The following is a 19900-nucleotide window of genomic DNA, read 5'->3' on the forward strand; positions in this document are numbered from 1 at the left end:
ATTACTATTATAACGCTTCAAGCTTTTCCTGACCACTCATATAAGGCCTCAGTACTTCAGGGATTGTCACTGAACCATCTTCGTTCTGGTAGTTTTCGAGCAGGGCGGCCATCGTCCGGCCGACCGCCAGTCCACTGCCGTTCAGAGTATGCAGCAGTTCCGGCTTGCCATCCAGCTCGCGTTTGAATTTGATATTCGCACGGCGGGCCTGGAAATCGGTCATGTTTGAAATGGAGCTGATCTCCTTGTAGTCCTGATAGCTCGGCAGCCATACTTCCACATCGTACGTCTTCGCAGATCCGAAACCGATATCTCCAGTACAGAGCAGCACGGTACGGTGGGGAATCTCGAGCAGATTCAGTATGTTCTCGGCATGATTTGTCATCTCTTCGAGCGCATCCCAGGAATCCTCCGGACGCTCCACACGGACCATTTCGACCTTGTTGAACTGGTGGAGGCGGATGAGGCCGCGTGTATCCCTGCCGGCAGAACCGGCTTCACTCCTGAAGCATGCCGTCTGGGCAGTAAACTTCACCGGCAGCTGATCATTGGAGAGCGTCTCATCCTTATGGAAATTCGTCAGAGTGACTTCCGATGTCGGAATGGTATACATCTCCATGCCGTCGATCTTGAAGAGGTCCTCTTCAAATTTCGGCAGCTGGCCTGTCGAGTACATCGCTTCCGCCCGCACAATCTGCGGCGTCATCATTTCCTTGTATCCCTTTTGACCATGCACTTCAAGCATGAAGTTCATCAGCGCACGCTCAAGACGGGCACCATCGCCGGTATGATATACAAAGCGGGCACCGGAAACTTTGGCACCGCGCTCAAAGTCGGCAAGCTCAAGGTCCTCAAGAATATCCCAGTGGGCCTTCGGATTGAAATCAAACTGACGGGGTTCACCTGTTTTGCGAATTTCCACATTCTCGGAGTCATCCGCACCTTCAGGGACATCATCATGGATGAGGTTCGGCACACGGCTCATCCTGTCCTCGAAGTCCGCTTTGATGGTGTTCAACTGTGAATCGATGCCTTTTATCTCTTCACCGACTTCACGCATTGATGCAATGGCATCGTCTGCGTTCTCCTTGTTGCGCTTCTTCTGTGCAATCTCTTCGGACACCTTGTTGCGTCGGCTCTTCAGTTCCTCCGTTTTCTGAATGAGCTGTCTGCGGGATTCATCCAGCTCGAGAATTTCGTCTATGATTGCAGGATCCGTCCCGCGTTTTTCTGTTTTTGCCTTCACTTGTTCAGCATCGTTGCGAATCATCTTGATATCCAGCATAAGTCTACCTCCATCTTTATAGAAAAATAAAAGATACCACGCCCCGGAAAGGGACGTGGTATACGCGTTGCCACCCTAATTTGATGCTTTTAGCATCATCTCATTCATCTAACGGTACGGGGTACCGGCCACTCTTTATCAGAAGGACGGAAATTCGTATTCCACTGTAGTCATTTTCACCATCCATGACCTCTCTATAAACAGGGGGACACTACTGCTTCCTTCAAGCGACTCATATTCAGCTTAGCCCCATTCTATAATGAAAATGCCGAAAATGCAAGACTACCGGATCGGCTCGAGTCCCGGCTGCCTATAGATGACCTGGCCCCGGGCGATGACAGTATGTGCGTGATTGACGCCGTAGTGGTAGGGGATATATTCATGATTCGGTGCATCCCAGAGGACGATGTCCGCCTGGTCACCCGCTTCAAGTGTTCCCTTATCCACATCGATGGCATGCGCGGCATTGACGGTCACAGCGTTCCATATTTCATTCGGTGTCATTTTCAGCTTGAGGCTCGCAATGGCCATGATCATCTGCAGGTTGTCCGTCACACAGCTGCCCGGATTATAGTCGGTTGCGAGACTGATTGCGCCACCATTCTCAATCATGCCGCGGGCATCCGCGAACTGGTCCTTGCCGAGATAGAAGGTCGTACCCGGAAGGAGTACAGCAACAGTGTCCGTATCAGCAAGCATCTTTTTGCCTGCCTCGCTTGCGGCAACAAGATGATCTGCACTGATGGCATTCTGTTCGATGGCAAGCTCAAGGCCGCCGAGCGGATCGATTTCGTCAGCATGGATCTTTACACGCATGCCGAGTGCATTGGCCGCCTCCATGTATTTTCTCGACTGCTCGATTGTGAATACACCTGTCTCGCAGAAGATGTCGGCAAAATCGGCATAGTCCTTTGCTTCCTCAAGCAGATTGATCATGTCATCCAGGAAGGCATCTCCATCTGCACCTTTCGGTATGGCATGCGGGCCGAGGAAGGTATGACGCATCGTTACCGGGAATTTTTCGGATATTTCCCGGGAAACTTTCAGCTGTTTCAGTTCGTTTTCACGATCGAGACCATAGCCGCTTTTGCTTTCGACAGCGAGCACCCCGTGCTGGATCATGCGCGTAATGCTTTTTGACGCCTTGTCGACAAGCTGCTGATGGGTCGCTTTGCGTGTCTGCTCCACAGTATTGAGAATGCCGCCGCCCTGTTCCAGTATGGTGAGATAGTCCACACCCTGGCGCTTCAATGACATCTCATGCTCCCGTGAACCCCCATGGACTACGTGGGTATGCGGATCGACGAGGGCAGGGGAGGCGATCATGCCGGAGGCATCCAATTCTTCAGATGCTTCATATTCATCGGTTGCCGCGCCACGATAGACGACCTGGCCATCCTTGATGACGATCATCGCACCTTCGATGATCTCCAGTTCATCCATCTCCTTGCCCTTAAGTGGTCTGTCGCTCTTCTTCGGCAGAATAAGTGCACCTATGTTCCTGATGATTGTATCGTTCATTACTGATCCTCCTTGAGCATTGGAATATTGACGCCGCGTTCTTTCGCTGTTTCAACCGCAATTTCGTATCCTGCATCGGCATGTCTTGCCACACCCATGCCAGGATCACTCGTCAGTACACGTTCAAGACGGCGTGCTGCATTATCTGTACCATCGGCAACAACGACCATGCCGGCGTGGAGCGAGTAGCCCATGCCGACGCCGCCTCCATGATGGACGCTGATCCATGAACCGCCGGCTGCAGTATTGACCAGGGCATTCAGGATCGCCCAGTCGCCGACAGCATCGCTGCCATCCTTCATGCTTTCCGTCTCACGGTTCGGGCTGGCTACGGAGCCACTGTCGAGATGGTCGCGGCCGATGACGACCGGTGCGGAGATTTCGCCGCTTGCGACCATGTCATTCAGTGCCATGCCCATCTTTGCACGCTCACCGTAGCCGAGCCATGCGATTCTTGAAGGCAGACCCTGGAATGCAATCTTCTCCTCGGCCATATCAAGCCACCTCAGAAGCTTTTCATTTTCCGGGAACAGCTCACGCATCTTCCTGTCCGCCGCTTCGATATCCTTCGGATCGCCACTCAGGGCCACAAAGCGGAATGGCCCCTTGCCTTCACAGAACAGGGGACGGATGTAGGCCGGCACGAACCCCGGGAAGTCGAATGCATCCTCCACACCTTCGTCTTTTGCCACCTGGCGTATATTGTTGCCGTAGTCGAAGACGACTGAACCGTTTTTCTGAAACTGGAGCATCGCCTTGACGTGACGTGCCATGGATTCCGAGGCCAGTCTGACATATTCCTTCGGATCCTTTTCTCTCAGATCATCCGCTTCGCGAAGGCTGTAACCGGCAGGAACGTAACCGTTCAGCGGATCATGCGCGGACGTCTGATCGGTGACGATATCGATCTTGAACCCACGCTCCAGAATTTCATGGTGGACTTCAGCTGCATTGCCGAGCAGGCCGATGGAGAGTGGCTCCCCTTTATTTTTGGCTGTTTCCGCCATTTCAAGCGCCTCATCCAGTGAATCGGTCTGCGTGTCGAGATAGCGCGTTTCAATACGCTTTTGTATTCTTGATGGATCAACCTCGACACAGATGGCCACCCCTTCGTTCATCGTGACAGCCAGCGGCTGGGCACCCCCCATGCCACCGAGCCCCGCTGTCAGAGTGATGGTCCCCTTCAGGCTGCCATCATAGTTCTGATTCGCCAGTTCCGCAAACGTTTCATATGTGCCCTGGACGATGCCTTGGGAGCCGATGTAGATCCAGCTGCCCGCCGTCATCTGGCCATACATCATGAGCCCCTTCCTATCCAGTTCGTTGAAGTGGTCCCAGTTTGCCCATTTCGGTACAAGCACGGAATTCGACAGGAGCACACGCGGGGCTTCCTCATGGGTTCTGAACACCGCAACCGGTTTGCCGGACTGTATCAGCATCGTTTCGTTCTTTTCCAGGTTGCGCAGTGTGTTCTCAATCGCTTCAAACGACTCCCAGTTCCGTGCCGCCTTGCCGATGCCACCGTAGACCACAAGGTCCTCCGGACGCTCCGCCACTTCAGGATCCAGGTTGTTATAGAGCATGCGCAATGCCGCTTCCTGTTCCCATCCTTTACATTCGAGTTCCAATCCTTTTTTTGCAGTGATTTTTCTAGACATATTTCTCTCTCCTTAGAATATTAGTAATGTGAACGGTATGACTATCAATAGGGAAAGTATGGCCCTGATCAGCCAGATGATCACCATTTTCCACACTTTCATCTTTATATCTGTTGCAAGAATGCATGGTACGAGTGCTGAGAAGAAGATGATGCACGAAACGGAGATGACAGCTGTAATGAAACGTGTCTCCAGTGCAGCTTCAACCACAAGCAGGGAAGGCAGAAACATTTCAATGATGGAGACGGTCGCCGCCTCTGCGAGCAGTGGTGCATCCTGTATCGGGAAAATATAGAGTATCGGGTAGAAGATGAACGATATCCAATAGATGATGTCGGTAAATTCGACAATCATGAGTCCAAGGAGCCCGATGGATAGAATGGTCGGCACAACCGTCATTGTCATTATGAAAGCATCCTTCAGGTTGGTAATGATGTTCTTCAGAATCGGATCGCTTTCATAGGACTGCTGCTTCGCCTTGTACCAGGCATATTTCAGACGTCCACCTTCAAAATCTTCCTGCTCAGCATTATTTCGACCCTCATAGTAGTAATCTTTTTCTGTCCTGAGTGGCGGAATTCTTACAGAAATCGCCGTAACAAGGAAGGTGACCAGGAGCGTTGTCCAGAAGAACAGATTCCAGTAGTCCATCAATTCCAAAGTCCTGCCGATGACGATCATGAATGTTGCTGAAACCGTCGAAAATCCTGTCGCGATGATCATTGCTTCTTTTCTACTGTACAGCCCATCCTTATAGACCCGGTTGGTGATCAGAAGACCGATGGAATAGCTGCCTACGAATGAAGCCACTGCATCCACTGCAGACCGCCCCGGTGTTTTGAAGAGCGGCCGCATGATCGGCTCCATGATGACTCCGATGAAAACAAGCAGCCCATATCCGACGAGCAGACCGAGTACTGCGCCGCCAACTGGAATCAGGATGCTCAGATTGACTGCCAGCGAATTGAAGAGAAAGGGCCCGATGTCTTCTCTCAATACGAAAGCAGGACCGACTCCGAATACGACCATCATACCGACAACAACACCCAGAATCTTGAATATGGTAATGATGATATCTGTAAAACTTCTGTTCCATTCCTTCGAAAAGAATGGATAGGCCGCACCCAGCATGATGACCAGCAATGTGTAGTATTTGATGCCATCGCCAAATGTATTTCTCACTAATGTAACAAAGTGGTCGAGCAGTATGGAATTGCTTTCAAACAGCGTCACCGGTATAAAGAACATGATGACTCCAATTGCGCTATATAGGAAAAACCGCCACATTCCTTTCCCACTCTGCGTCTGCATCTGCTTTTCTGTAATCATATCTCCACCCCCATGGAATTTATGAATGCCTACCTCACTTCTTCTGAAGCCGTTCCAATCCCTTTGATCTGTTTCAATTCATCCGAAAGGATCTTGATATCTTCGCTGAAGTTGCGGTCCTGGCTGATGAATGCCACGTGTCCGCGATAGATGTCGAACTTGTCACGTGTCCGAGGTGACAGTTTGTCCTCCCCTTTGATTTCAACTGCTGTCAGCGCGATGAACAGCTCGATCGCCAGTACGTTTCTGACGTTATCGATGATATCCCGTGCGTGCCTTGCGCCGATGGTGCCCATGGAAACGTGGTCCTCCTGGTTGGCTGAGGATGGAATGGAATCGACGCTCGCCGGATGGGCAAGTGTCTTGTTCTCCGATACGAGGCTCGCGGCTGCATACTGCAGGATCATTGCACCGGACTGCAGCCCTTCCTGTGGACTCAGGAATGCTGGCAGGTCGCCATTCAGTGCCGGATTGACGAGACGCTCGATGCGGCGTTCCGATATATTGGCCACTTCGCTGACACCGATCTTGAGCAGATCCATGGCAATCGCGATCGGCTGGCCATGGAAGTTTCCGCCTGAAATGACTTCCTCCTCACCGAATATGAGTGGGTTGTCGTTGGCGGCGTTCATCTCGATCTCGAGCTTCTCCTTGACATAGGCAAGTGTCTGGAGAGAAGCCCCGTGCACTTGCGGAATGCATCTGAGGGAATAGGCATCCTGCACCCTGACTTCGCCCTGGCTTGTCGTCAGCTCGGAGCCTTCAAGCAGGTACCGCATCTTCTCTGCGACTTCGATCTGCTCCTTATAGCCGCGTGACAGGTGCACCTTTTCGTTGAATGCATCTGTAATTCCATTCAGCGCCTGATGGGTGAGTGCGGAGATCCAGATGCTGTCGTCCATGATCTTTTCCGCTTCGATGTAGTTGATCAGTCCCTGTGCCGTCATAGGCTGGGTACCATTGATCAGCGCAAGTCCTTCTTTTGCCTGCAGTGTGAGCGGGCGGATGCCGAGACGATCCAGTACTTCCCGGGAAGGGGACAGGCGGCCTTCATGAAATACTTCTCCTTCGCCGATCAGCGCAATCGCGAGATGGGCGAGTGGGGCGAGGTCACCGGATGCACCGAGTGATCCCTGCTCCGGCACTTTCGGTATGATGCGCTGGTTGATGAATGTCCTGAGCTGGTCGACCAGGTCGACCGTTACGCCGGAGTGGCCTTTCAAGAGCGTATTGAGCCTCAAAACCATCATGGCAAGTACCGTCTTTTCTGCAAATGGCCTGCCGACGCCACACGAGTGGGAGCGGATGAGGTTGACCTGCAGCTCTGTCGTCTTGTCACCCGATATTCTTACATCACTGAACAGGCCGAATCCTGTCGTGATGCCGTAGATGGTGCTTTCATTTTCAATGATGCGTTCAACGGTTTTCCTCGATTCCCTTACATTCGCGTAGGCTGCCTCTGAAATTTCGATGGTGCTTCTGTCATCGTTCAGGAACGTCTTCATCTTCTCGATGGTCAGTTCCTGTCCGTTCAATGTTAAAACTGTCATGCTAACGCCTCCTTTTCTGCATTAAAAAAAGACACATTCATCCCTCCGGATGTAAAGTGTCTCTAATGGCTAATGTCTATGACATGTATATTCGATTGAAAACTACATATGATTGATGCCAAGGCCCAGTGTTTCATGCTCCTTGCCTTTGATGGGGGCACCGATGGTTCCGTAGAAGCATACGGCAATCCATTCCCCTTCATCTACTTCTGCATAGGGTCGCCCTCTGACGACTGAGAATGTCAGTCCGACAGTACGCATGACTTCCCCGACGCTCAATTTGCCGCGTGTCACACCTTCCGCCGCTTCGATGATGGCGTGATAGAGTGCGTGGGTTTCGCGGTAGACCTCTCCATTGATCAGCTGGTTGCGCTTTGCTGCTGTCTCGACCGAGGAAATGACCTTCTTCAGGTCCATCGATCCGACTTTTCCAGTTACCACTTTGAAAGATTTGTATTCAGGCATGAGCCCGAGTGCCGTATCAGCATCTGTCAAAGCAACGAGTGTGGCATATTTGCCGAATGCCTGCTGCTGATTCTGATTCATTGGCATCCCTCTCCAAAATCCATCTATGATTATTTCTCTGATTGACTAATGACTACTTTTATTATAGCGCTTCCATCGTGTAAGCGCAATTGCATCTGCAATCAAAAAAATCCCGATCCATGATATATCATGGATCGGGGAATTTTCAGAAACACATTCTATTCTTCTTCGACTGCCTCGGATTCCACATCTGCATTGGAATCCGCTTCTTCTTCGACGACTTCCTTCACTCTGGCGACTGTTGCGACCTTCTGATCGTCGCTCATCTTGATCAGTCGGACACCCTGCGTATTACGGCCGGTGGAGGAGACTTCCTCCATGACCAGTCGGATGATGACACCGTGGTTTGTCACAATCATCAGATCCTCATCGCCATCGATGGCAGCAATATAGACAAGTTCACCGATGCGCTCTGTCAGATTCGCAGTCTTCACACCCATGCCGCCACGGTTTGTAATACGGTAGTCCGCTTCAGGCGTACACTTGCCATAACCGTTGTCGGTAACGACGAGGATGGACTGGCCTTCGGTGAGGACATCGAGTCCGATGACATAATCGCCTTCGCGCAGCTTGATGCCTTTCACACCCGCTGCCGTACGTCCCATCGTACGTATCTGCGTTTCCTCGAAACGGATCAGGTTGGCATCTCTCGTACCGAGAATGATGTCCTTGGAGCCATCGGTCAGACGGACAGCGAGCAGCTCGTCATCGCCACGGAATGAAATGGCGATCTTGCCATTCTTATTGATGCGTTCGAAGTCGCCGAGTGGCGAGCGTTTTACAAGACCATTTCTGGTCGCAAACACAAGGAATTTATCCTCAGTATCCTCATCTTTTACGCCGATCATCGTACCGATTACTTCATCCTTGTCGATCTCCAGCATGTTGACGACCGGAATACCTTTCGACTGGCGGGAGAACTCAGGAATCTCATAGCCTTTCAGACGGTAGACACGGCCTTTATTTGTAAAGAACATGATGTAGTCATGCGTACTCATCGTCACAATCTGGCTGACAAAGTCGTCTTCGACCGTATTCATCCCCTGTACCCCGCGTCCGCCACGATGCTGCGCACGGTAGGTGGAGGACGGCAGACGCTTGATGTAGTTGTTGTGGCTCAATGTGACAACAATCTGCTCTTCAGGGATGAGATCCTCATCCTCGATGTCCGACAGGCTGCCGAGTGTGATTTCGGTCCTGCGTGCATCGCCATACTTCTCCTTGATCTCGATCAGTTCATCGCGGATGATCTGAAGCAGCTTCTCATCATCTGCCAGAATCTCCTTGAGGTACTGGATCGTTTTCAGGATTTCGTTGTATTCATCTTCAATCTTGCCTCTCTCAAGTCCTGTCAGGCGTCTAAGACGCATATCGAGGATGGCCTGGGCCTGGCGCTCGGACAGATTGAACTGTTCCATCAGACCGGTTCTCGCCGCTTCGTCGTTCTGGGAACCACGGATAAGTGCGATGATCTCATCGATGTTATCAAGCGCAATCTTCAGCCCTTCCAGAATATGCGCACGGTCTTCGGCACGTCTCAGATCGAACTTCGTCCGTCTTGTCACGATGACCTTCTGGTGCTCCAGATAGTGCGCAAGCACTTCTTTCAAGCCGAGTATTTTAGGCTGCCCTTTGACAAGCGCCAGCATATTGATGCCAAATGAGGTCTGCAGAGGTGTCTGCTTGTAGAGGTTGTTCAGAATGACGTTGGCATTCTTGTCCTTGCGGATCTCTATGATGATTCTGACACCTGACGCGAGACTGGTTTCATCGCGCAGATCGGTGATGCCTTCGATCTTCTTGTCGCGTGCAAGCTCTGCAATCTTCTCGACCAGTCTTGCCTTGTTGACCTGGTACGGAATTTCGGAGACGACGATGCGTTCCTTGCCGTTGCTCATCATTTCGATCTCACAGCGTGAACGCATCATGACCGAACCGCGACCCGTCTCATATGCCTTTCTGATGCCGCCTGTACCGACAATCAGGCCGGCAGTCGGAAAGTCGGGACCTTTGACATGCTCCATCAGCTCGGGCAGTGTGATTTCCCCGTCTTCCGAATAGGCGAGGACGGCGTCGATCACCTCAGTGAGGTTATGTGGCGGGATGTTCGTCGCCATACCGACTGCAATGCCGCTCGTGCCATTGACGAGGAGGTTCGGGAATCTTGAAGGCAGAACGACCGGTTCGCGTTCATTGCCGTCATAGTTATCCTGGAAATCGATGGTATCCTTGTTGATGTCACGCATCATTTCCATGGAGATCTTGCTCATTCTGGCTTCGGTATACCGCATCGCCGCCGCACCGTCGCCATCCATGGAACCGAAGTTCCCCTGGCCGTCAACAAGTGGATAGCGGTAGCTGAAGTCCTGTGCCATACGGACCATGGCATCATAGATCGAGGAGTCACCGTGCGGGTGGTATTTACCCATGACGTCCCCGACGATTCTGGCAGACTTCTTGTAAGGCTTGTCGGACGTCATGCCGTTATCGTGCATGCCGTAGAGTATTCTGCGGTGCACCGGCTTCATGCCATCCCTGACATCCGGCAGTGCCCTTGAAACGATGACACTCATCGCATAGTCAAGGAAGGATGTCCGCATCTCTTTGCTTATGTTTACTTCTTTCAATCTATCCGTTCTATCAACCATTCAATTACCTCCACTAATTAGACGTCAAGATTCTGGACGTATAACGCGTTTTCTTCAATAAAGTTCCTTCTGTGTTCGACAATATCGCCCATCAGCATTTCGAATGTCTGGTCTGCATCGACGGCATCGTCCATTGTGACCTGCATGAGCGTTCTGAATTCCGGATCCATAGTGGTCTCCCAAAGCTGGTCTGCATTCATCTCGCCAAGACCCTTGTATCGGGAAAGCGCAATTTTCGGTGTTTCCTTGAGTTCTTTTTTGAGCGCGTCAAGCTCCCTGTCATCAAACACGTAATACTTGTTCTTGGCCTGTTCGACTTTGTAGAGCGGTGGCTGGGCAATATAGACATATCCCGCTTCGATGAGCGGCTGCATGAAACGGTAGAAGAATGTGAGCAGCAATGTACGGATGTGCGCACCATCGACATCGGCATCGGTCATGATGACAATCTTATGGTAGCGGGCCTTCGACAGATCGAACTCCTCGCCGATGCCTGTACCGAGCGCCGTAATCATTGATCGTATTTCATTATTGTTGAGAATCTTATCAAGTCTTGCCTTTTCCACATTGAGAATTTTTCCTCGGAGTGGGAGAATCGCCTGGGTCGTGGAGTTGCGTCCGGATTTGGCAGAACCACCGGCGGAGTCCCCCTCGACGATGAACAGTTCACTTTTTGCGGGATCCTTGCTCGAACAGTCGGCAAGCTTTCCTGGCAGACTGGAGACTTCAAGTGCCGATTTCCTGCGTGTCATCTCACGCGCTTTCTTGGCTGCGACCCTTGCACGCTGGGCAGTAAGCCCTTTTTCAACGATGATTCTTGCAGCGGTCGGATTCTCGAGAAGGAATCTGTCGAAGCCTTCAGTGAACAGCTGGTCTGTGATGAGTCTTGCTTCCGAGTTGCCGAACTTCGTCTTGGTCTGGCCTTCAAACTGGGGATCCGTATGCTTGATGGAGATGACAGCGGTCATGCCTTCACGCACGTCCTCACCACTCAGACGGTCTTCATTCTCCTTGATGATGCGGTTCTTCACACCATAGGCATTGATGACTTTTGTCAGTGCACGCTTGAACCCGTCCTCATGCGTACCGCCTTCATACGTATGGATGTTGTTCGCATAGGAAAGCAGGGTGGAATTGTAGCCGTTATGGTACTGCAGTGCAATTTCGACTTCCACGTCGTCCTTCTCACTCTGCATGTAGATCACTTCATCATGCAGTACATCCCGTGTTTCATTCATCTGCTCGACGTAGGATTTGATTCCGCCTTCGTAGTAGTACTCAAAACGTTCATCCTCTTCCCCACGCTCATCGATCAGGGTGATTTCAAGTCCTTTGTTGAGGAAAGCGAGCTCCTTGATGCGTTTCTGCAGTGTTTCGATGTCATATACCGTCGTTTCCGTGAATATCTCATCATCTGCCTTGAAACGGATGATCGTACCCGTCTTATCAGTTTCACCAATGACTTTGAGATCGAAATCAGGCACACCTCTTGTGTAGCTCTGGTGATGGATCTTGCCATTCAAGTGGACATAGACTTCGAGTGTTTCACTCAGCGCATTGACGACAGAGGAGCCGACCCCGTGCAGTCCGCCGGACACCTTATATCCGCCTCCGCCGAATTTACCACCGGCGTGGAGTACGGTCAGGATGACCTCGACTGCCGGACGGCCCATCTTCTCCTGGATGTCCACCGGAATACCACGGCCATTATCGGTCACTTTGACCCAATTGTCTTCCTCGATCGTTACAGTGATGCGATCAGCATAGCCCGCCATCGCTTCGTCGATGCTGTTGTCCACAATTTCCCATACGAGGTGGTGCAGTCCTTTTGCAGCTGTGGAGCCGATGTACATCCCCGGGCGTTTGCGGACCGCTTCCAGTCCCTCCAGTACCTGAATCTGACTCGCGCCATACTGTTCCATATTATTTTCAGCCATATTATCACCTTCCATTATACTTTCACATTGCCGTCTTCTATGCCGAATACCTGCATTTCATCCATGATTGCATGATTGATGTCACTGATTGACGTCGTCGTGACAAAGGTCTGCACCCTGTCGCGGATCGAGGTCAGAAGATGGGACTGCCTTGTCTCATCAAGCTCGCTCAGGACATCATCGAGAAGCAGTATCGGATACTCGCCGACTTCTTCATTGATCAGTTCGAGTTCTGCCAGCTTCACAGAAAGTGCCGTCGTCCTCTGCTGTCCTTGGGAACCGTATGTCTGGACATCATAGTCGTTGATATGGAACGAAATATCGTCCCGATGCGGACCAATCAGTGCCTGGCCTCTTTCAATCTCCCGCTCGAGTGCTTCCTCCAGCAGCAGTTTCAGTTCCTGTTCGAGCATCTCCACACCGGTCGCCTCGTACCTGATGTTCGGTCTGTATCTGACCGACAGGATCTCCTGGCCATTCGATATGTCCGAGTGGATCTCCCTGGCATATCTTTCGATGGTATCCACGAACTGCTGCCTCTTTAAAATAATTAAACTTGCATAGTATGCAAGTTGTTCATTCAATACATCGATCATCACCCGATCGACATTCTTCTGTTTTAGATAGTTGTTTTTCTGGGCCAGTACCTTCTGGTAGCCGCTCAGCATGCTGATATACACCTTTGAGATCTGTCCGCATTCCATATTGATGAACTTGCGTCTGACCTGGGGGGAGCCTTTGACGATGTTGAGGTCTTCCGGTGCAAACAGCACCACATTAAGATGCCCGATATACTGGCTCAGTTTCGATACTTCCATATGGTTCACCTTCGCACGCTTCCCTTTTCCGCTGACACTGAGCGACAGGGGAAGGGTGCTGTAGGCAGTCGTAATATTGCCGTTGACGTACGCTTCATCCTGACCGAAGCGTATGAGCTCCTTGTCCTTTGAAGTACGGTGGCTCTTGGCCAGGGCGAGGAAATAGATCGATTCCAGAAGATTCGTCTTGCCCTGTGCATTCCGGCCGATGAAGACATTGAGTTTTGGATGGAATTCAAGGTCCAGCATTTCGTAATTTCTGTAATCCCCAAGGTGTATACGATTCAGAATCATTTGGAATATTCTATCCTGAATTGGCCGAATTCTCCCAGATCCAATACATCACCTTCATGCAGCTTCTTTCCTCGGCGGTTTTCAGGCTCTCCATTCAATAGTACTTCGTTCTCCTGAAGGAACCACTTGGCTTCTCCGCCGGTTCCTATGATGCCTTCGTGCTTCAGAAATTTTCCTAGTGTAATCAGTTCGTCGAACCGGATACTTTCCATGCACTCATCCTCCTTAATCTCACTTATATATTATACTACATTTTTCAATAAAATTCACCTTGGAAGCCCAAATAAAGCCCTAGGAGCGTTTTGCGATATAAACAAGGGTTTACCCCTGAAAACAAAAAAGCGACTGAGAACCCCTTTTTTTTAATTTCTGGGGGCTCAGTCGCAGTTTTGACTGGAATTCTAATATGTGCGGATTGGAAGGATCAGCTGAACGACCGCGTCCGATTCAGCTGCTTTCAGAGTGAATGGGCGCATCGTGCCGAAGAATTCGATCGTCACTTCGTCATCATTGATGGCCTTCAGTGCATCCATCATGTATCTGGAGTTGAAGGATATCTTAAGATTCTCGCCTTCAACGTTGCCGGTACTGATATCTTCGTGCACCGTACCGACTTCAGGAGAATTGGAGGATAGGGCAACGTTGCCGTTTTCCACACTCATGCGGATGACGTTGTTGCCGCCCTCCCTCGCGAGCAGCGAGACACGGTCGATGGCATGATAGAATTCACCATTGTTCACAGTGACCTTCGTTTCATAGTTTTCAGGGAACAGACGGGATGTATCCGGATAGTTGCCTTCAAGCAGCCTGGAAATGAAGCGCATGTTGCCGTAGCTGATCAGCACCTGGTTCTGTGAGAAGTGGATTTCGACTTCCTCATCGGAATCATTGATGATCTTGTTGAGTTCATTCAATGATTTGCCCGGGATGATTGCATGCATGCTGTCCATGCCGAACTGGTCACCTTCGAGTCTTCTCAAAGCCAGTCTATGGGAATCCGTAGCTGTGAACTGGATGCCCTTATCATCGAACTGCCAGTTTACACCCGTCAGTACAGGCCGTGTTTCAGACAGTGATACTGCAAAGTTGGTCTGGTTGATGATATTTTTCAGCACTGCAGATGGCAGGACGATGCTTTCTTCATCATTCACTTCAGGCAGCAGTGGATACTGGTCCGGGTCATTGCCGCTCAGATTGAATTCCGACTGGGAAGCTGTAATCTTCGTCTGGAATGCATCATTTGTTTCAAGCTGTACAAAGTTGCCTGAAAGCTTCTTGATGATATCCACAAAGAATCGGCCGGATAGTACAACGGTCCCTGTTTCACTGATTTCGAGTATTTCTTCATTATCGATTTCTGTCGGGATGGTGATTTCAATTGAAATTTCAGAATCACTGCCAGTAAGAAGCAAATGATCCTCTTTTACTTCAAGTTTTATGCCATTAAGAATCGGTAGTGTTGTCCTTGGGGAAATTGCCTTGAGACAATGATTCAGCTGTTCGATGAAATACTGGCGGTTGATACTGATTTTCATAAGTTAGCGACTCCTTATATATATTAAGTAGTATTTAAAGTAATAATAGTAGTAAGCCCTGTGGATTTGTGGATAAGTGGATTCGGTCCATGGCGTGCAAGTTATCCACATGTGGGTAAGCTGTTTGTTACAGTGTAACATCTATCCACATCATTCACATCTCTAATTGATCTGGTTTTCGATTTCCTCGAGCTCCTGCTTGAAGCGTTCGTCTTCGTTGATCATTTTGGAAATTTTCTCATGTGCATGGATGACAGTGGAGTGGTCCCGTCCGCCAAAAACTTCCCCGATCTTCGGCAGGGAGTAGTCTGTAAGCTCACGTGCCAGATACATCGCGATCTGACGTGGGAAAGCAATGGATTTCGTCCGCTTCTTGGAGGCGAAAGACTCGATCTGTATATCATAGAAGGATGCCACTGCCTCCTGTATGTCTGTAATCGTAATCTTCTTGGATTTGGTCTGGGTGACGAGATCCTTCAGTGCTTCGGATACCATTTCCGGTGTCAGTGGCTGGTTGACCAGTTTCGAGTACGCTGCGACCCGTGTCAATGCACCTTCCAGCTCACGGATGTTCGTATGGATATGGTTGGCGATATAGATCATTGCTTCGTTTGGAATCTCGACTTTTTCTTCTTCGCATTTCTTTCTGAGAATCGCAATGCGTGTTTCAAGGTCAGGCGGCGTGATGTCGGTGATCAGACCCCATTCGAAACGGGAGCGTAGTCTGTCTTCGAGTGTCGGAATCTCCTTTGGCGTACGGTCGCTTGAAATGACAATCTGCTTATTGTCTTCGTGAAGTGCGTTGAAAGTATGGAAGAATTCCTCCTGCGTCGATTCCTTTCCGGCAAGAAACTGGATATCATCAATCAGCAGTACGTCGACATTGCGGTACCGGTTGCGGAATTCCTCGGTTTTGTTGTCGCGGATGGAATTGATGAATTCATTTGTAAACTTTTCACTGGAGAGATACGCCACTTTGGCGTTTGGACGGTGCTCCAGTACATAATGGCCGATGGCATGCATAAGGTGGGTCTTGCCGAGACCGACGCCACCATAGATGAAGAGGGGATTGTAGGCCTTCGCCGGAGCTTCTGCCACAGCGAGGGAAGCGGCATGGCTGAAGCGGTTGCCGTTGCCGATGACGAATGTTTCAAACGTATTGTTGACATTCAGCTGGCTGTTCACGGGAACTTCAGGTTCTGCTTTTGTCTTCTCAGGCGCTTTTGCAGGGGCTTCCTCTTCTTCCGTGACGATTCTGATTTCAGGCTTCTCTCCCATGACTTCGTACAGCTGCTCCTGAATCAGTCCACTATAGTTCTTCTCAAGCCAATCCCTCTGAAACTGGGTATCTGCTTTGATGACAGCCGTGTCATTGTCCAGATGGATCATCGAAGTGTCCTGGAACCATGTCTGATAGCTGGCATTGGCGATGGTTTCTTTGATCCCTTTCAGCGTATTCTCCCAGATTTCTTTAATACTACTCATACGATTGTCCTCTTTTCCTATTCACATAATCACAGTGTGTGGATAATAATTTCCACAGTGCTGAACAACTATCCACAGGTTACTCACAATCTGTGGACAAATCTAGTTATCAGGACGGTTTTACCACAAATTCATACACAGAATTATAACGAAAAAAGCGAGTGATATCAACAGCTTTATAAAGATATACACAATTCAGGAAGTTATCCACACAGTAGATATCAAGGTCTGTGAATCTGGGGATAAACAGTGCAGATTGCTGTGGAAAATAGTTATCCACATTTCATTTATCCACACATCTTGTCCACACTGTGGGTTATCCACATGGCGGTGCGATAAATTCCTGGTGAAAAATGTATTGAAATCTATTGGCTCATCTGTTATTCTTTAATAGTTACAATTCTAAAAGCTATACACAGGCAATAGGTATCATGGAGGTGTATTTAATATGGTAAAACGTACTTACCAGCCAAATAAACGTAAGCACAGCAAAGTGCACGGTTTTCGTAAAAGAATGAGTACAAAGAACGGACGCAAAGTATTGGCCCGTCGTAGAAGAAAAGGTAGAAAAGTACTTTCAGCCTAATCCCCAAGATCATCTGATATAGGTGATCTTTTTTTGTGCATATAGGCGTGCTGTTTTATAAATTTCGTGTAATTTTGTATAATGAAATATCATATGTGAGAGAGCGTAATAGTGATGAAAAAGAGATTCAGAATTAAAAAAGAACGTGATTTTCAACTTGTTTTCAAAAAAGGCAAATCCTATGCAAACAGGCAGTTCGTCATCTACCTGGCCGATCATCCGAAGACGGATCACATGCGGCTTGGAATCAGTGTGTCGAAGCGTCTTGGCAATGCGGTAAAACGCAACAAAATCAAAAGACGGATACGTGTTTTCTTTCAGCATCACCAGGACAGGCTCAAGCCGAGAGAATATGTGGTCATCGCCAGACAGCCGGTCAGCAGCATGGATTACCATCAGATGGAGAAATCACTACTACATGTGCTGAAAATCGCAAAATGCATAAAATGACACGGGAGGCACCGTCATGGACAGAGTTTACAGGGATGAAACTGTTGATCGTGCAATCGCAAAAGGGCTGGAAGAACTGAATGTATCGGAAGCGGACGTCAAAATCGATGTTGAAGAAGAAGGCAGAAAAGGGCTGCTCGGTTTCGGCAAGAAGGATGCGGCAGTCAGACTGACGATCATCAACCCCGAACTGAAGCTTTATGACTCGATCGAATCGTTGGCTGCAAGGAACATGGGAAAGACAGAAACCGATGTGTCTGGAACATCATCTGAAAATGAAGTGCAGGAACAGGCGTCGGCGCACCATAATACTATGGAAGAAACAGAACCGGTTCCTCCGGATACGGAAGTACAGGAAGATGCTCTGGTTCAGGAAGAGATGCCGGATGAGACACGGCGGAATGAAATGTCCATCGAAGAAGCAGCGGAGGAGACAAGGCGCTACATCGACCGGGTCATCCGGGATATGAATATTGAAAGAAGCAGTGAAGTCAGCATCAGGCAGAACGAAGTCCAGATAGAACTGTCTTCGCCGATGGCAGCCAAGCTGATCGGCAAGCGGGGGGCGACGCTCAATGCGTTGCAGGAAGTGGCCCAGCAGTATTTCAATTCGATCTACAGAAGCTACGGTTCCATTCTGCTGGATGTCGAGAACTACCGGGAAAAGCGCCGTGAAACGCTTGAGAGCCTGGCAGTCAACATGGCCAAAAAAGCGCAGCGGACGAACAGACCGGTGCGCCTCGAGGCGATGCCTTCATCCGAACGGAAGATCATGCATCACGTATTAAGCAGAATCGAAGGTATTGAAACCCATTCCGAAGGCTCGGAACCGAACCGCTATATCGTAATAGAAAAGAAGTAAAGGAGTATTGCATCATGCAATTAGAAACAATATCCAGCATCTCCACCCCCGTGGGTGAAGGTGCAATCGCTATCGTGCGTCTATCAGGCGTCGATGCCGTTGAAATTGCAGACCGTCTCTATAAAGGGGCGAAATCCCTATCATCAGTGGATTCGCATACGATCAACTATGGTCATATCATGGATCCGGATACACAGGAGTCCGTGGAAGAGGTCATGGTTGCAATCATGAGGGCGCCCCGCACCTATACGCGCGAGGATATCGTTGAAATCAATTGCCATGGTGGCATACACACGGTCAACCGCGTGCTCCAGCTGACATTGAAACACGGCGCCCGCATGGCGGAACCGGGCGAATTCACGAAACGTGCATTTCTTAATGGCAGAATCGACCTGTCCCAGGCCGAAGGTGTCATGGATTTCATCAGATCGAAGACGACCGAAGCATCCAAAGTGGCCAATCAGCAGATGCAGGGCAGATTGAAGTCATACGTCGAAGATCTGCGCCAGAGCATCCTCAACATACTGGCCCAGGTGGAAGTCAATATCGACTATCCCGAATATGATGATGTCGAGGAAGCGACGACCGAATTTCTCCAGGAAGAGTCCCGGAAGGTCAAACAGGAAATCGAGAAGCTGCTGAAAAGCAGTACGCAGGGCAGGATTCTAAGAGAGGGTCTGAGTACCGTCATCATCGGCAAGCCGAATGTCGGCAAGAGTTCCCTGCTCAACTATCTCATCCAGGACAACAAGGCCATCGTGACGGATGTCGCAGGGACGACGCGCGATATTCTGGAAGAGTATGTGAATGTCAACGGCATTCCGCTCAAGCTGATCGATACGGCAGGTATACGTGATACCGACGACATCGTGGAAAAGATCGGTGTCGAGCGCAGCCGCCAGGCACTGAAGGAAGCGGAACTCATCCTTTACGTGCTGAATAATAATGAACCACTGACCAATGAAGACGTGGAGATTCTCGATTCCATGGCGGATCAGAATGTCATCAGTATTGTAAATAAACTGGATCTGGAAGCAGAGCTTGATGTGGAAGATCTGAAATCAAGATACCCGGGGATGCCCATCGTCAAGACATCCATCATCAACAGTACGGGTGTCGATGAACTTGAGGACAGGATTGCCGGATTGTTCTTCGAAGGTGAAATACAGTCTGTGGATTCCACCTATGTATCGAACAACCGCCACATCCACCTGCTTGAGCAGGCAATATCCGCAATATCGGATGCAATAGAGTCTGCTGAAATGGATGTTCCGGTGGATATTGTCCAGATCGATCTTGTAAAAACATGGGAACTGCTTGGAGAAGTAATTGGTGAGGACGTCAGCGAACAGCTGATCGACCAGCTCTTCAGCCAGTTCTGTCTTGGAAAATAAAA

Annotated in this window: 16 protein-coding genes; 4 read left to right on the forward strand and 12 right to left on the reverse strand. The window is 49.8% G+C overall.

What is annotated here, in order from left to right; genetic code table 11:
* Window positions 1–7 precede the first annotated feature (7 nt).
* The 12 genes from serS to dnaA form a co-directional block, all read right to left on the reverse strand.
* Window positions 8–1285, reverse strand: a complete 1278-nt coding sequence (serS, locus tag J4760_RS11190) for a serine--tRNA ligase (protein WP_237605739.1) — start codon at window positions 1283–1285, stop codon at window positions 8–10.
* Window positions 1286–1567: 282 nt separating this feature from the next.
* Window positions 1568–2806 (reverse strand): imidazolonepropionase, encoded by a 1239-nt coding sequence (gene hutI, locus J4760_RS11195; protein ID WP_145287503.1) that lies wholly within the window; start codon window positions 2804–2806, stop codon window positions 1568–1570.
* A complete protein-coding gene (hutU, locus tag J4760_RS11200; protein WP_237605740.1) occupies window positions 2806–4464 on the reverse strand; it encodes a urocanate hydratase in 1659 nt (552 codons plus the stop codon). The genes hutI and hutU overlap by 1 nt, the downstream gene beginning before the upstream one ends.
* 12 nt (window positions 4465–4476) lie before the next feature.
* Window positions 4477–5793, reverse strand: a complete 1317-nt coding sequence (locus tag J4760_RS11205; RefSeq protein WP_237605741.1) for a YjiH family protein — start codon at window positions 5791–5793, stop codon at window positions 4477–4479.
* 29 nt (window positions 5794–5822) lie between these two features.
* Entirely contained in the window at window positions 5823–7343 is a 1521-nt protein-coding gene (gene hutH, locus J4760_RS11210; RefSeq protein WP_237605742.1) for a histidine ammonia-lyase, read from the reverse strand.
* A 102-nt stretch (window positions 7344–7445) separates the two neighbouring features.
* Window positions 7446–7889 carry a histidine utilization transcription antiterminator HutP gene (hutP, locus tag J4760_RS11215; protein ID WP_237605743.1) on the reverse strand — a complete coding sequence of 148 codons (444 nt, stop codon included), beginning with the start codon at window positions 7887–7889 and terminating at the stop codon, window positions 7446–7448.
* 158 nt (window positions 7890–8047) lie between these two features.
* Window positions 8048–10537: a DNA gyrase subunit A gene (gene gyrA, locus J4760_RS11220; protein WP_145287488.1), complete on the reverse strand. Its 2490-nt coding sequence runs from the start codon at window positions 10535–10537 to the stop codon at window positions 8048–8050.
* A gap of 17 nt (window positions 10538–10554) precedes the next feature.
* A complete protein-coding gene (gyrB, locus tag J4760_RS11225) occupies window positions 10555–12474 on the reverse strand; it encodes a DNA topoisomerase (ATP-hydrolyzing) subunit B (RefSeq protein WP_237605744.1) in 1920 nt (639 codons plus the stop codon).
* A 14-nt stretch (window positions 12475–12488) separates the two neighbouring features.
* On the reverse strand, window positions 12489–13586 hold the full coding sequence (recF, locus tag J4760_RS11230) for a DNA replication/repair protein RecF (protein WP_237605745.1): 1098 nt from the start codon (window positions 13584–13586) through the stop codon (window positions 12489–12491).
* The gene (gene yaaA / locus J4760_RS11235; protein WP_145287480.1) at window positions 13583–13798 is read right to left on the reverse strand and encodes a S4 domain-containing protein YaaA; all 216 of its coding nucleotides are present in this window, start codon (window positions 13796–13798) and stop codon (window positions 13583–13585) included. The genes recF and yaaA overlap by 4 nt, the downstream gene beginning before the upstream one ends.
* A gap of 189 nt (window positions 13799–13987) precedes the next feature.
* Window positions 13988–15121, reverse strand: a complete 1134-nt coding sequence (gene dnaN / locus J4760_RS11240; protein WP_145287477.1) for a DNA polymerase III subunit beta — start codon at window positions 15119–15121, stop codon at window positions 13988–13990.
* Window positions 15122–15283: 162 nt separating this feature from the next.
* Complete coding sequence (gene dnaA / locus J4760_RS11245) at window positions 15284–16606, reverse strand: chromosomal replication initiator protein DnaA (RefSeq protein WP_145287474.1); 1323 nt, start codon at window positions 16604–16606, stop codon at window positions 15284–15286.
* 448 nt (window positions 16607–17054) lie between these two features.
* Here dnaA and rpmH point away from each other — a divergent pair, with 448 nt between their 5' ends.
* The 4 genes from rpmH to mnmE all read left to right on the forward strand — a co-directional run bounded on the left by rpmH (window position 17055) and on the right by mnmE (window position 19898).
* The gene (rpmH, locus tag J4760_RS11250; protein ID WP_000240855.1) at window positions 17055–17192 is read left to right on the forward strand and encodes a 50S ribosomal protein L34; all 138 of its coding nucleotides are present in this window, start codon (window positions 17055–17057) and stop codon (window positions 17190–17192) included.
* Window positions 17193–17306: 114 nt separating this feature from the next.
* Window positions 17307–17642, forward strand: coding sequence for a ribonuclease P protein component (gene rnpA, locus J4760_RS11255; protein WP_186365492.1), 336 nt, complete (start codon window positions 17307–17309; stop codon window positions 17640–17642).
* Window positions 17643–17658: 16 nt separating this feature from the next.
* On the forward strand, window positions 17659–18504 hold the full coding sequence (jag, locus tag J4760_RS11260) for an RNA-binding cell elongation regulator Jag/EloR (RefSeq protein WP_237605746.1): 846 nt from the start codon (window positions 17659–17661) through the stop codon (window positions 18502–18504).
* A gap of 14 nt (window positions 18505–18518) precedes the next feature.
* Window positions 18519–19898: a tRNA uridine-5-carboxymethylaminomethyl(34) synthesis GTPase MnmE gene (gene mnmE, locus J4760_RS11265; RefSeq protein WP_237605747.1), complete on the forward strand. Its 1380-nt coding sequence runs from the start codon at window positions 18519–18521 to the stop codon at window positions 19896–19898.
* Window positions 19899–19900 lie beyond the last annotated feature (2 nt).

Source organism: Salinicoccus sp. ID82-1 (genome assembly GCF_021991715.1).
Lineage (GTDB): Bacteria > Bacillota > Bacilli > Staphylococcales > Salinicoccaceae > Salinicoccus > Salinicoccus cyprini.

What these genes read in the sequence shown, in the direction of transcription:
- serS (WP_237605739.1), bottom strand. Translation starts at nt 1,285, where the DNA reads ATGCTGGATATCAAGATGATTCGCAACGATGCTGAACAAGTGAAGGCA.
- hutI (WP_145287503.1), bottom strand. Translation starts at nt 2,806, where the DNA reads ATGAACGATACAATCATCAGGAACATAGGTGCACTTATTCTGCCGAAG.
- hutU (WP_237605740.1), bottom strand. Translation starts at nt 4,464, where the DNA reads ATGTCTAGAAAAATCACTGCAAAAAAAGGATTGGAACTCGAATGTAAA.
- J4760_RS11205 (WP_237605741.1), bottom strand. Translation starts at nt 5,793, where the DNA reads ATGATTACAGAAAAGCAGATGCAGACGCAGAGTGGGAAAGGAATGTGG.
- hutH (WP_237605742.1), bottom strand. Translation starts at nt 7,343, where the DNA reads ATGACAGTTTTAACATTGAACGGACAGGAACTGACCATCGAGAAGATG.
- hutP (WP_237605743.1), bottom strand. Translation starts at nt 7,889, where the DNA reads ATGAATCAGAATCAGCAGCAGGCATTCGGCAAATATGCCACACTCGTT.
- gyrA (WP_145287488.1), bottom strand. Translation starts at nt 10,537, where the DNA reads ATGGTTGATAGAACGGATAGATTGAAAGAAGTAAACATAAGCAAAGAG.
- gyrB (WP_237605744.1), bottom strand. Translation starts at nt 12,474, where the DNA reads ATGGCTGAAAATAATATGGAACAGTATGGCGCGAGTCAGATTCAGGTA.
- recF (WP_237605745.1), bottom strand. Translation starts at nt 13,586, where the DNA reads ATGATTCTGAATCGTATACACCTTGGGGATTACAGAAATTACGAAATG.
- yaaA (WP_145287480.1), bottom strand. Translation starts at nt 13,798, where the DNA reads ATGGAAAGTATCCGGTTCGACGAACTGATTACACTAGGAAAATTTCTG.
- dnaN (WP_145287477.1), bottom strand. Translation starts at nt 15,121, where the DNA reads ATGAAAATCAGTATCAACCGCCAGTATTTCATCGAACAGCTGAATCAT.
- dnaA (WP_145287474.1), bottom strand. Translation starts at nt 16,606, where the DNA reads ATGAGTAGTATTAAAGAAATCTGGGAGAATACGCTGAAAGGGATCAAA.
- rpmH (WP_000240855.1), top strand. Translation starts at nt 17,055, where the DNA reads ATGGTAAAACGTACTTACCAGCCAAATAAACGTAAGCACAGCAAAGTG.
- rnpA (WP_186365492.1), top strand. Translation starts at nt 17,307, where the DNA reads ATGAAAAAGAGATTCAGAATTAAAAAAGAACGTGATTTTCAACTTGTT.
- jag (WP_237605746.1), top strand. Translation starts at nt 17,659, where the DNA reads ATGGACAGAGTTTACAGGGATGAAACTGTTGATCGTGCAATCGCAAAA.
- mnmE (WP_237605747.1), top strand. Translation starts at nt 18,519, where the DNA reads ATGCAATTAGAAACAATATCCAGCATCTCCACCCCCGTGGGTGAAGGT.